Annotated in this window: 10 protein-coding genes; 5 read left to right on the top strand and 5 right to left on the bottom strand. The window is 33.1% G+C overall.

Annotated features, from left to right (window positions below):
* Nucleotides 1-93 precede the first annotated feature (93 nt).
* The 3 genes from BUA98_RS16865 (at nt 94) to BUA98_RS16855 (ending at nt 5110) form a co-directional block, all read left to right on the top strand.
* The gene (locus tag BUA98_RS16865) at nt 94-1773 is read left to right on the top strand and encodes a M23 family metallopeptidase (RefSeq protein ID WP_086065420.1); all 1680 of its coding nucleotides are present in this window, start codon (nt 94-96) and stop codon (nt 1771-1773) included.
* 11 nt (nt 1774-1784) lie between these two features.
* Nucleotides 1785-4244, top strand: coding sequence for a TonB-dependent receptor (locus BUA98_RS16860; protein WP_072974467.1), 2460 nt, complete (start codon nt 1785-1787; stop codon nt 4242-4244).
* 143 nt (nt 4245-4387) lie between these two features.
* Entirely contained in the window at nt 4388-5110 is a 723-nt protein-coding gene (locus BUA98_RS16855; RefSeq protein ID WP_072974465.1) for a CREC-EF hand family protein, read from the top strand.
* A gap of 192 nt (nt 5111-5302) precedes the next feature.
* Here BUA98_RS16855 and BUA98_RS16850 read toward each other — a convergent pair whose 3' ends face one another.
* The 5 genes from BUA98_RS16850 to BUA98_RS16830 form a co-directional block, all read right to left on the bottom strand.
* Nucleotides 5303-6004, bottom strand: coding sequence for a hypothetical protein (locus BUA98_RS16850; protein WP_072974463.1), 702 nt, complete (start codon nt 6002-6004; stop codon nt 5303-5305).
* A 120-nt stretch (nt 6005-6124) separates the two neighbouring features.
* Complete coding sequence (locus BUA98_RS16845; RefSeq protein WP_072974461.1) at nt 6125-7954, bottom strand: ABC transporter ATP-binding protein; 1830 nt, start codon at nt 7952-7954, stop codon at nt 6125-6127.
* Nucleotides 7955-8009: 55 nt separating this feature from the next.
* On the bottom strand, nt 8010-9764 hold the full coding sequence (locus BUA98_RS16840) for a phospho-sugar mutase (RefSeq protein WP_072974459.1): 1755 nt from the start codon (nt 9762-9764) through the stop codon (nt 8010-8012).
* A 127-nt stretch (nt 9765-9891) separates the two neighbouring features.
* Entirely contained in the window at nt 9892-10839 is a 948-nt protein-coding gene (locus BUA98_RS16835; protein WP_072974458.1) for a glycosyltransferase family 2 protein, read from the bottom strand.
* A gap of 8 nt (nt 10840-10847) precedes the next feature.
* Complete coding sequence (locus tag BUA98_RS16830) at nt 10848-11378, bottom strand: DUF4199 domain-containing protein (RefSeq protein WP_072974456.1); 531 nt, start codon at nt 11376-11378, stop codon at nt 10848-10850.
* 247 nt (nt 11379-11625) lie between these two features.
* Between BUA98_RS16830 and BUA98_RS16820 the strand changes: the two genes are divergently transcribed.
* Together BUA98_RS16820 and BUA98_RS16815 are read left to right on the top strand one after the other, a co-directional pair.
* Nucleotides 11626-11880, top strand: a complete 255-nt coding sequence (locus BUA98_RS16820; RefSeq protein ID WP_029272307.1) for a type B 50S ribosomal protein L31 — start codon at nt 11626-11628, stop codon at nt 11878-11880.
* A 377-nt stretch (nt 11881-12257) separates the two neighbouring features.
* Nucleotides 12258-13433, top strand: a complete 1176-nt coding sequence (locus BUA98_RS16815; protein ID WP_072974452.1) for a GlmU family protein — start codon at nt 12258-12260, stop codon at nt 13431-13433.

The following is a 13433-nucleotide window of genomic DNA, read 5'->3' as shown; positions in this document are numbered from 1 at the left end:
AGACAAATAAATGAAATTCAATCAATTGTATTTTTGTATTAATTATCGTCGGATTTCGCCTGTTATTTTTTTATCTTAGCAAAAATGTTCCTTATGAGATTTTCTATACTTAGCCTTTTATTTTGTCAATTTATTTTTGCCCAGACGCAATATCCCACAGATTATTTTGCTCCGCCACTTGATATTCCGATGCAGCTTTCGGGGAATTTTGGAGAGTTGAGACCGAATCATTTCCATGCGGGTTTTGATTTGAAAACCAATCAAAGAGAGGGTTTAAATGTTTATGCAATTGCTGAAGGATATGTGTCAAGAATCAAAATTTCGACTTTTGGTAACGGAAAATGTATTTATATTACACATCCAAATGGATATACTTCTGTATATGGACATTTGCAAACGACAATTGGCGCCATTCAGGAATATGTTCAGAAAACACATTATAAAGAAAAAGCATTCGAAATTGAAATGTTTCCAAAACCAGGAGAGTTACCAGTTACAAAAGGACAGTTAATTGCGCTTTCTGGTAATACAGGTTCATCTGAAGGACCGCATTTGCATTTTGAAATTAGAGATACAAAATCCGAGTTTGTTATTAATCCAATATTCTTTGGATATGATAAAAAAATAAATGACACTAAAAAACCAACCATTTCGAGTTTGTATGTTTATCCGATGGATAATACAACGGTGAATCAATCGAAACAACCTTTGTTATTGAATCTTGCGCTTCAGAAAGACGGAACTTATCTCGCAAGTAAAGTAAAAGCTAATGGAAAAATTGGTTTCGGAATTAATGCTGTTGATTTTGACAATGTTTCAGGAAATAGAAATGGCGTTTTTAACGTGTCGACTTTCGTTAACGGAAATCCAAATTACAATTATAAGTTTAATACGTATTCGTTTGATGAAATGCGTTATATAAATGCTTTGATTGATTATCCAAGATATAAAAAATCAGGACAACGCGTGCAAAAGCTTTTCATGAAAACACCTTTTGCGTTAAGTATTATAAAAACCGATTCGCTTCGTGGAATTATTCCGGTCGAGCCGAATTTAGCTTCAACATATCGTATTGAAGTTTCTGATTATTTTGGAAATTTAAGCGCCATTACAGTTCCAATCGAATTTGATGCAGCAACTCCAATCATTAATGAGGTTCCCGAAACTTCTAAATATTTTATAAAAGTCAATAAAGATTACAATTTTGAAAAAGAGAATATGTCGGTGTTTTTTCCGGCTGGAACTTTTTACGATGATTTCAATCTGAATTTTGATGTGAAAAATAATAAAATTTATATTCATGATGATGTGGTTCCGGTTCATTCTAATTTTACAATTACAATAAAGGACAGTACTTATTCAGAAGCATTACGAGATAAAGTTTTTATAGGAAGAGGTGGCAGTTATAATGCAACAACCAGAAAAAATGATGTTTTTACGGCGAAATCTAAAACTTTGGGACAATTTGGTTTGGTACTCGATACAATCGCGCCTGTTATTAAAATTGCAAAACCAATTGAAGGCAAATGGGTCAGTGATAAAACAGTTCAGTTTATAATAAGTGATAGTTCGTCCGGAATTAAATCCTATAACGGATATTTAAACGGAGACTGGGTTTTGTTTGAATACGATAACAAAACCAGAAAAATAACACACAAATTTGATGATACTTTATTGGCTGAAGGAGCAAATGATTTAAAAATTGAAGTGATTGATAATGTGGGTAATTCTGCTATCTTTGAAACTCATTTTTTTAGAAGTCAACAAAAATAAAACTACAACATTTGAGCCATCATAAGTTAATACTTGTTTTCCTTTTTCTATGCAGCTGTGTTTCATTTGCTCAGAATGCACATGTAAAAGGTATTATTTTAGATCAGGAAAACCGCCCCGTTTCAGATGTAAATATTACGGTTCAGGGAAATGTGGCGCAGTCAGATTCAAATGGTTTTTTTGAAATTAAAATTCCTTCCAACAAGAAAGTATCCTTGATTTTTACTCATATATCTTTAAAAATGATGAGTTTGACGGTGAATTTAAAACCGAATGAAGTTTTCGTTTTTAATCCCGTAATGAATAATTCCGAGGAACAAATGGGAGAGGTGTTTGTATCTTCTAAAAATAAAAAACGTGTTCAGGGAATTACTACAATAGATGTTGCGACGATTAAAAAGATTCCCGGAGCAAATGCCGGAATCGAAAATATTCTAAAAACTTTGCCAGGTGTAAATTCAAATAATGAATTGAGCACACAGTACGCAGTTCGCGGTGGCAATTATGATGAAAATTTAGTTTATGTAAATGAAGTCGAAGTTTATCGTCCGTTTTTAATACGCTCTGGCCAACAGGAAGGATTGAGTTTTACCAATACTGATTTGGTTCAGAATGTTGATTTTTCAGCTGGCGGATTTGAAGCTAAATTTGGAGATAAATTATCGTCTGTTTTAGATATTACTTATCGAAAGCCAACTCAGTTTAGTGCTGCTTTTGAAGCCAGTTTGCTTGGGGCAAGTGCAGCGGTCGATTTGGTTTCTAAAAATAAAAAATGGTCTGCTGTAACCGGAATCCGTTATCGAAACAATAGTTTGCTGGTGAATAGTCAGGATACAGAAACGAATTATACGCCAACGTTTGCAGATATTCAAACCAATATTATCTATGAGATTTCTAAAAAATGGCAAATGAGTTTTTTAGGAAATATTTCTCAGAATAAATATTTATATCAGCCTTTAACACGTCAGACTAAATTTGGTACTATAGACCAGCCTATGGAGCTGAATGTTTATTATGAAGGGCAGGAAAAAGATCAATACGATACTTATTTTGGAGCTCTGAAAACTACTTATAAAGTTTCTCCTGATTTTACTTTAAAGTTAATTGGTTCGTTATTTCATACAACTGAACAGGAACATTTTGATATTTTGGCACAATATCGTTTAGGAAATGTTACCGATGAAGGTGAGCCTGAAGCAATTGATTTTACACGAGGAATTGGTTCTCAGCTCAATCACGCCCGAAATGATTTGGATGCTTTAATTGCAAATGCCGAAATTAAAGGATTTAAGGAATGGAAAAACGACAGCCAACTAGAATTTGGTTTAAAATATACCCGAGAATCTATTCGTGACAGAGTAGTGGAGTGGGAAGTAATTGATTCGGCAGGATTTTCTATAAATCCTCCTTTGGTTATTTTGCCCAAAAATAATCAGCCTTATCAGCCGTATACAGGACCACTTTTGCCTTATCAGGATGTTCGTGCAACAAATTTTAATACTGTAAACCGAATTGCGGGTTATGCACAGTGGAATCAAAAAACCGCAATTGGTTCAAATCAGGTTTGGTATCATGTTGGAGCTCGTTTTCAAAGTTGGAATGTATCCGGAGCAGCTGTTGAAGGTAAAAATCAGACCGTTTTTAGTCCGCGGGCACAATTTGCTATAAAACCGGATTGGGACATGGATATGGTTTTCAGAGTATCTGGAGGTATTTATTATCAGCCGCCTTTTTATAGAGAGCTTCGTGATGTAAATGGAGTTGTGAATCCAAATGTGAAAGCGCAAGAATCAGTTCATATCGTTTTGAGTAATGATTATAACTTTAAAATGTGGGATCGACCTTTTAAATGGGTCACAGAAGTCTACTATAAATCACTATCTGATGTAAATGTATATTCAATCGACAATGTTAGAATTCGATATATTGCAAACAATAATGCAACTGCCTATGCACAAGGTTTAGATTTTAGACTGAATGGAGAATTTGTTCCAGGAACCGAATCGTGGGTAAGTTTTGGTTATTTGAAAACCGAAGAAAACTACGAAAACAGAGGGTATATTGCAAGACCAACGGATCAGCGTTTAAAGTTTGCTATGTTGTTTCAGGATTATATGCCGAATATTCCAAGTGTAAAATTGTATCTGAATTTAGTGTACAATACTGGTTTGCCAGGCGGTGCACCAGCCTATTCAGATCCGTATTTGTATCAAAACAGATTAAACGATTACAGAAGGGCAGATGTTGGTTTTGCTAAAGTTTTCGTTGATGCCAGTACCAAAACCGCTAAAGCAAATTGGTTAAAAGGTTTTAAAGAATTATCTGTTGGATTTGAAATTTTCAATCTTTTCAATAATCAAAATGCAATTACTAATACATGGGTTCGCGATGTGTATTCTAAAAACCAATATGCGATTCCAAATTATATGACTTCAAGAGTTTTTAATGTGAAAATTAATGCGAGGTTGTAAATCAATAACTGAAGAATATCAATTTCAGCAATAAGAAAAGAGTTTCTTGCGTTTTAGGAATAGTATTACTGTTTTAGAAATTCAATAAAAACCAAAATTACAATCAAAAATAGTATATTTGATAATTGAATATAATCTTGTAAATGAAAAACTATCTAAAATATATCGCCTTAGTAATAATCGGAACAGTAGTGAGTTGTAAAGATGATGCTCAGAAGCCGAAAGTAATTTATGATGCTTCAAATAAGGCAAAAGTGTTAACTAAAACCGATTCTACCCAGATAGAAGTGGCTGATTTGCCTATTCAGATGGAAGGAACGAATTATTTAATTCATCCGGTTGGAGATTTAAGGGTTTTTGAAAAAGGAACAAAAGCACGTTACGGCTCTTCTAGTGTAAATGATGTGAGTTTTACTATTTCAAATTTAGGTGAATATGAAATTACGGGATATTTGCAAAATCTGAAATTTCAAAGAGTGGACTCAGATTCTATCCGCACGCTATCAGATAAACCGGTGTTGATTTTAACGGCTACTTATTTGAAAACAGTTGCAGATCGTACTATAAATAAAATCATGGTCTACACTTTAACGGATTCTGACACGAATAAAGATGGGAAAATAGACACAGGTGATATTAAAACATTGTATTTGAGCGATATTAGTGGAGAGAATTTTACTAAAGTTTCACCGGATCTTCAGGAATTAGTAGATTGGAATTTGATCGAATCTAAAAATCGTATTTATTTTAGAACTATTGAAGATACTAACCAAAATGGACAATTCGATAAAAACGATGTCTTGCATTATAACTATATTGATTTGATGTCTAAAAAGTGGGAAGTTAAAAATTATAAACCGATATAAGGTTCTAAGGTGCTGAGATGCTAAGGGATTAAGGTTTTAAATCTATATACATAAAAAAGCCATTTGAAAATTTATATTTTCAAATGGCTTTTGATTTTTAGTAATTTAAAAAAATCTGTTTTAATTCTTTTAATCTATGGCAAAAAAACTCAGAAGCTTAGTATCTTAGAACCTTAGCAACTTTTTTTTGAACTAAATCAAAATATCGCTTTCCAGATCTGATTTTTCAATTTCAAAACCAAATCCCAATCGTTCTACCAATTCAATAACGAGTTTTTTGTACCAGTTTTCCGATTTTGGGTGAATGTATATTTTTTCAATCAATTGATTGATGTCAACATTGATTTTAATACCATCGTTTAGCTTAATCTTACTTTTTGAAGTATCTGTGATAATTCGCACTTCGCGCTCATACTGAAAACTTTTTCGTTTAAACAGAAATGGGAAAAACAAATCATCAAACGGAATGTATTCTTTTTTATAATCAATGTAATTTACTTCGCCGATATACTGATCAAAATTATTTTCAGGATTCAATGCTTTTTGCATTCTTCCAATAGTCGACTGAATCGCTAAACCTTCACTGTTTTGAGTGAAAATCTGCCACATGGCAAACGATTCGTATTCATTGATATGCCAGCTGCTAATAGCAACTTGTTCGCGCTGCGTTTTGTAATATTTTAAAAAATCAGGATTGTCAATAGCCAGTTTCTTGATCTCTTCAAAAGTAGGCTCGCTAAACGTACCTTCGTACTGATCTTCAAATTTATCAGAACGAGACATGAATAACTTTTTCGAAAGTAGTAAATCAAGAAATTTAGATAAGTCAAGGTATTTCCAGACAATGGTATCGGGGTCGTCAGGAAGTTTTATGTTGGGATTATTAAGATACATTTTTAGAAAGTTAAATAATCTACATAAAGTTAGAAAATTAAACACAGATTAAAGAAATTAAATAGCGTTTTAATATTTCCTTAATCTGCGTCTGTATGAATGCGTTTTTATTTTTAATCTTTAAGACTCGAAAGATTGCATGGTAACCAATTTGTTATAAGTACCGTTATGTGCTATTAATTCGTCGTGAGTTCCTTGTTCGACGATTTTTCCTTTTTGCATTACAACAATAACATCTGCGTTCTGAATTGTAGAAAGTCGATGAGCAATTATAATCGAAGTTCTGTTCTGCATCATGTTCTCTAAAGCAACCTGAACAAATTTTTCACTTTCCGTATCCAATGCAGATGTAGCTTCGTCTAAAATCATAATAGGCGGGTTTTTTAATACCGCTCTGGCAATAGACAAACGTTGTTTTTGTCCACCTGAAATTTTGCTTCCACTGTCTCCAATATTAGTGTAAATTCCTTTCGGTAGATCTTTTACAAATTCGTAAGCATTAGCGATTTTTAACGCTTCGATGATTTCATCGTCAGTGGCATCTAATTTCCCTAATGAAACGTTGGCTTTTATTGTGTCATTAAATAAAGTGATTTCTTGCGTAACAAGTCCGATTAGATTTCTAAGCGAGTACAAACTCATATCTTTGATGTTAATTCCGTCAATAGAAATTTTTCCTTCGTTTACATCGTAAAAGCGAGTTAATAAATTCGCAATCGTACTTTTTCCGCTCCCAGATTGTCCAACCAAAGCAACAGTTTGTCCTTTTTTGATTTGAAGAGAAAAATCGTTTAGAATGCTTGTTTCTTCGTATTTGAAATTAATATTTTGAATGTTGATATTGTCATCAAAAGTTGTTTTCTCGATTGCATCAGGTTTTGAAACAATTGGATTTTCCTGCTCTAAAATTTCAAGAACACGTTCAGCAGCGGCGTTTCCTCTTTTTACTCCGTAAGAAGCTTTAGAAATTGCTTTTGCAGGTGTTAGAATATTATAAGCTAATCCCATATAGGCAATAAATGAAGGGCCGCTCAGCGTTTTGTCGATCAAAACCATTTGTCCTCCATACCATAATAAAATTGCAATAACAGTAATTCCCATAAACTCACTCGCAGGAGAAGCTAAATTCTGGCGATTGCCAATGCTGTTAGATAAAGTAAAAAAACGTTCAGTCGAATTTTGAAAAACTGTATTAAAGTAGTTTTCAGAATTATATCCTTTTACGACTTTCAATCCGCCAATAGTTTCTTCAATAGTAGATAAAAAAGTACCTTGTTCTTGCTGTGCTTTAGTCGATTGTTTTTTAAGTTGTTTTCCAATTAATGAAATAATATAACCGGATACAGGAATAAAAATAAAAACGAACAACGTTAGTTTGGTGCTAATAATTAGCATTGTTGTTATGGTAAAAGCTATTGTCAATGGTTCTTTTACAATAAGTTCCAATATGGCCAAAAATGAGTTTTGAACCTCATTTACATCGGCAGAAATTCTGGAAATAACATCTCCTTTTCTTTTCTCAGAATAAAAAGCCAAAGGAAGTTCCAGTGTTTTTTTATACAACGCATTTCGCATATCTTTTAAAACACCATTTCGCAAAAAAGTGATGAAAAACATGGCTAAATAATCTGCTAAGTTTTTTAATAAGAATATAGAAATTATAATCGCTACCATTATAGATAGAATGTAGCCAGGATCGTGATTGCCTTTTGTTGTGGTGATGTAATAGCTTAAATAATCCTCGCCATATTGCTGGAGTTTTAAAATTCCTTGATATACGGGTTTTACCTTTCTAGCCTTTGTTTGGTCAAATAATACCTGAAGCATTGGTATTAAAGCAACAAACGAAAGGGTGCTAAAAAGTGCATACAAAACATTAAAAAAAATGTTTAGGAATGCGTATTTTTTATACGGATATATAAAAGGAACTATTTTTTTGAAATTACTCATTATGGGTTGTTATTTTACCATTAAAACCCGACAGTTTATTCAAACAATGTCGGGTTTACTTTAAAAGGTATTTATGTTGTGTTTGTCTCAATTGCATTCCTGCAATGATGTTTTCTATTTTTTGATCTAAGAATTTTTCAGCAGCATCAAATTCCTGAACGGATTCTAATTCGGCATTAACGCTAATGTAGAATTTGATTTTAGGCTCAGTTCCGCTTGGTCTGGCGCATATTTTAGAGCCATCTTCAGTATAATAGATCAATACATTCGATTTTGGCATATCCATTACAGATTCTTCACCAGTCAATAAATTTAATGCAATTGATGAGTCGTAGTCTTCAACCATAATTACACGTTGTCCGTTGATTTCTTTTAATGGGTTTTTACGTAAATCAATCATCATCTGATTAATTTCTTCTAAACCTTCCATTCCTTTTTTGGTCAATGAAACCAAATATTCTTTGTAAAAACCATTTTCAACATAAAGTTGTAAAAGTTCTTTGTAGACACTGCTTCCGGCAGCTTTTGCCTGAGCAGCAACTTCACAAATTAATAGGGTAGCAGCAACAGCGTCTTTATCTCTAACAGCATCGCCAACCATAAAACCAAAGCTTTCTTCGCCACCTCCAATAAATTGAAGTTCCGGGAAATCTTTGATCATTTTAGCAATCCATTTAAAACCAGTCAGGCCAACTTTGCATTCAACACCATAGCTCGTTGCCAATTCCATTATCATTGGAGTCGAAACAATAGTAGAACCAACGAATTGTTTTCCGTTAATTTTTCCGGCTTTTTTCCATTGTTTCAATAGGAAAGAAGTCATTAAAACCATGGTCTGATTTCCATTCAACAAAATCATTTTGCCGTCATTATCTCTTACAGCAACGCCTAAACGATCGCAATCAGGATCTGTTCCGACAACAATATCCGAATTTGTTTTATCGGCCAAAGCCAAAGCCATTGTCAAAGCTTCTGGTTCTTCCGGGTTTGGTGATTTTACCGTTGGGAAATCTCCATCTGGAATAGCTTGTTCCGGTACAATATGTACGTTTTTATAACCTACCTGAGATAATGTATCAGGAACAGATTTTATTGAAGTTCCGTGCAATGAAGTAAAAACAATCTGTAAGTTATCTTTTGCTTCAGCCGGAGTATTGAAACTGGCATTTTCAATAGACGATTTCACAAAAGCCTTATCAATTTCAGTGTCAATATATTTAATTAGGCTTTCGTTTGCATCAAATTTAATTTTGTCGTAGCCTAAATTTTCAATTACATTAATAATAGCAGCGTCTTGCGGAGGTACAATTTGTCCACCATCTTCCCAATAAACTTTATAGCCATTATATTCCGGTGGATTATGTGAAGCTGTAAGAACGATTCCACATTGACAACCTAAATATTTAAGAGCAAAAGATAATTCCGGAGTTGGTCGTAAATCTGAAAACAAATAAACCTGGATTCCGTTTGCCGAGAAAACATCAGCTACAACTTTCGCTAAAGTATTACTGTTATGACGGCAATCGTAAGCAATAACAACCTTTAAAGGCTGATTTGGGAAAACTTCATGTAAGTAATCAGACAAACCCTGAGTGTTTTTTCCAAGTGTATATTTGTTAATTCTGTTGTTTCCAACGCCCATAACACCACGCATTCCACCAGTTCCAAATTCAAGATTTTTGTAGAAACTCTCTTCAAGTTCTTTAGGCGATGTTGTCATTAATTCTTTAACTGCCGCTTGTGTTTCTTTATCAAATGTTGGAGTCAGCCATTCGTTTACAGCATTCAGTATATTAGGTGCTATATTCATCATTCGTATGTTTTTATATTTAAGTAATAATAATTTTCAGGAGCTGATCCTGCTGTTCACTATATCTTTTGCGTCCGCCGCAGCGGACATAAAAGGATGCCGTTCCCATCAGGGCTAGGCGTTTATGTTAAAAATTAACCTCTCGGGCAACCTTATAACGTGCTTCGTTGCTTTTAGTGCGTAAAATAATCTCACCAAGAAAACCTGCTAAAAACAATTGCGTTCCTATTATCATTGATGTAATTGATAAATAAAAATGCGGTCTTTCCGTAATTAAACGACTGGTTTTATGAATGAATAATTTATCGATACCTAAATATAAAGCTAATAAAAATCCAATCATAAACATAATGGATCCTAATAAACCAAATAAGTGCATCGGTCGTTTTCCAAATCTTGATAAAAACCAAATGGTAATTAAATCCAGAAAACCATTAATAAAACGATCCATACCAAATTTGGTTTCGCCATATTTACGGGCCTGGTGAATTACAACTTTTTCTCCAATTTTATTAAAACCGGCATTTTTTGCCAAAACCGGAATGTATCGGTGCATTTCGCCAGATACTTCGATGTTTTTTACAACGGTGTTTTTGTATGCTTTTAATCCACAGTTAAAATCATTCAATTCAACTCCTGAAGTTTTTCTGGCTGCCCAGTTAAATAATTTAGAAGGAAGATTTTTTGCCACAACAGAATCGTAGCGTTTCTTTTTCCAGCCCGAAACCAAATCAAATTTTTCTTTGGTAATCATTTCGTATAATCCTGGAATCTCGTCCGGACTATCCTGTAAATCGGCGTCCATAGTAATAATGACGTCACCTTTTGCTTTTGCAAAACCAGCGTGCAAAGCTTGTGATTTTCCAAAATTCTTCATGAAACGAATCCCTTTTACATTCGGATTTTCGTTTGAAAAACTTTCAATAATATTCCAAGAATCATCTGTACTTCCATCATCTACAAAAATGATTTCATAAGAGTAATTGTTAGATTGCATCACTTTAATAATCCACGAATAGAGTTCTTGAAGTGATTCCTCCTCGTTTAGAAGCGGTATAAGTATAGATAAATTCATTTATTTTTTTATTCTTGTATAGTTTTGCTTTTGAAAAATGCTGCCATAATTAAACTGAAAACAGCACCAATAATTATAACAAAAATGGTTCCTTTTAGTATCTGTAGCGTGTCAAAGTTGTTTGTTTCTTTCATTTTGGCTATTGCATCATTTATGGCTGATGCTGGTGTTCCAAGTTTTTGCATGAATTCTACAGTTGATTTAATAACTATATCACTTAAAGTTTCCTTAGCTCCTGGATCTACAAAATTGAATAATATAATGTCAAATAATGTAGCAATTAGAATACCAACAAGGACAGTAATAAAAGATGTAGTGAAAGCTGATTTAAATGGAAAAATATTTCCTAATTCTTTTTTTGTTTTTGATAATACTAAAATGCTAATAGTTAAATAAATAACGATTTTTACCGCTGTAATCCAACCAGAAACAAACAATTTTAGATCAATTGCGTACATTGTGGCAGTAATCAATGCTAAAACAACACCTAAGATAATTCCGTAAGTAATCCCGTTCTTTTTTATAACTTCATTAATCATATTTCTATATGTTTTAAAATTAATCCACAAATATAGCAATTCCCAATATAATCGAGGACAAAAAATGCTTTTTGAATTTTACTAAAAAAAGTGAGCTAAATGTTTGTTTATTAAAAAAGAATTGTAAATTTGCACACTCAAAAATAATTAAATTTTTAAACAAAAAAGAGTAGCCTTTGTTTACACCTTTTTCTAACCATGGAAAAGCTTCAAAATAAAATGCTCTAAACAATAAATAAAAGAAAAGATGAAAAAAGGAATTCACCCAGAAAATTACAGATTAGTTGCATTTAAAGACATGTCAAATGACGAAGTTTTTATTACTAAATCTACTGCAGATACAAAAGAAACAATTGAAGTTGACGGAGTTGAGTATCCAGTTGTAAAAATGGAGATTTCTAGAACATCTCATCCTTTTTATACTGGTAAATCTAAACTTATCGATACTGCAGGACGTATTGACAAGTTCAAAACTAAATATGCAAAACACGTTAAAAACTAATAACTGTTTTTATTCATACAAAAGCCTTCCAATTTGGAAGGCTTTTTTTATGGATTGTAAAATTTAACCGCAAAGTGCGCAAAGATTTTTACTATTAGGTTTTTATAAAAAAGGCAAAGTTCGCAAAGCTAAATCGACTCAAAGCTTTGCGCACTTTGTGTTTTCTAAACATACTAACGGATAAAAAATCTTTGCGCACTTTGCTGTTAAATAATTATAAATATGAAAAGCATGTTTTTTTGCAATTTAACCTTAACTGTAAAAAAGCAATTATTTCATTATTTGAATAAAAGGCTTTTTAGTGAAACTCATAAATATTTGTAACTTTGAACTCGATAACCAAATCAAGATTTTAACAGGTACAAATTTTTTTATTTATGAATTATATTCTTTTTGACGGTCCAGTCCGGAATGCTTTATTGCCTTTTACTTTTACAAGGCCAGTGGCTGATATTTTAATCGGAATTATGACGATTCGTCAAAAATGGGAAGCGCGTTTGGGCTCAACCATAACAACTATTACTGAGGATTATTTATCTGTCAAATTTCCGATGGTGGAAATGGAAGAAAATGTCATGATAAATGCTGCGTATTTACCAAATGATACGCTTGCTGAAATGGTTTCTGATTTAAAAGAAAATCAAGCCATTTTTAAAGGTGATGATGTAATTGCTTTTTTTACAACTGAAAATCAGGAAGAAGTTGATTTTGATTCTTATGAAATCATTCAATATAACGACGATTGTTTAACAGTTGAACACACCTGGGATATTTTTTCTAAAAATGATGCTGCCATTCGTGCAGATTTTGCTTTCTTGACAGAAGATAGAAAGTCGCAGCCAATTCCAAAAAGTGTAAATGTTATAGCTGCTGAAAATATTTTTATTGAAGAAGGAGCAAAATTAGAATTTGTAACGCTAAATGCTTCAAATGGTCCTATATATATAGGTAAGAATACTGAGATTATGGAAGGAACTGTAATTCGTGGTCCATTTGCTTTATGTGAAAATGCACAAGTGAAGCTGAATGCTAAAGTTTACGGTGCAACAACTGTTGGTCCGGGGTCAAGAATTGGTGGTGAAGTGAAAAATTCGGTTCTTTTTGCCAATTCAAATAAAGGGCATGACGGTTTCCTTGGTGATTCTGTTTTAGGGGAATGGTGTAACATTGGTGCTGATAGTAATAATTCAAACCTAAAAAATAACTATGAAGAAGTAAAGTTGTGGAGCTATGAAACAGAGGGTTTTGCTAAAACCGGACTTCAGTTTTGTGGTTTAATGATGGGAGATCATAGTAAATGCGGAATCAACACAATGTTTAATACCGGAACTGTAGTAGGAGTGAGTGCTAATATTTTCGGAAGTGGTTTTCCTCGCAATTTTGTCCCGAGTTTTTCATGGGGTGGAGCAGCTGGTTTTACTACTTATGTAACTAAAAAAGCTTTCGAAACGGCTAAATTGGTTATGGGACGCAGAAATATTGAATTTGATGAAACAGAATCCGCGATCCTGGAACATATTTTTGAGGAAACTAAAAAATGGAGAAAAGATTAA

The sequence above is a fragment of the Flavobacterium saccharophilum genome, assembly GCF_900142735.1.
Classification (GTDB): domain Bacteria; phylum Bacteroidota; class Bacteroidia; order Flavobacteriales; family Flavobacteriaceae; genus Flavobacterium; species Flavobacterium saccharophilum.
The sequence above is the reverse complement of the archived record's forward strand: the minus strand, read 5'-3'. Positions and strand labels throughout refer to the sequence as shown.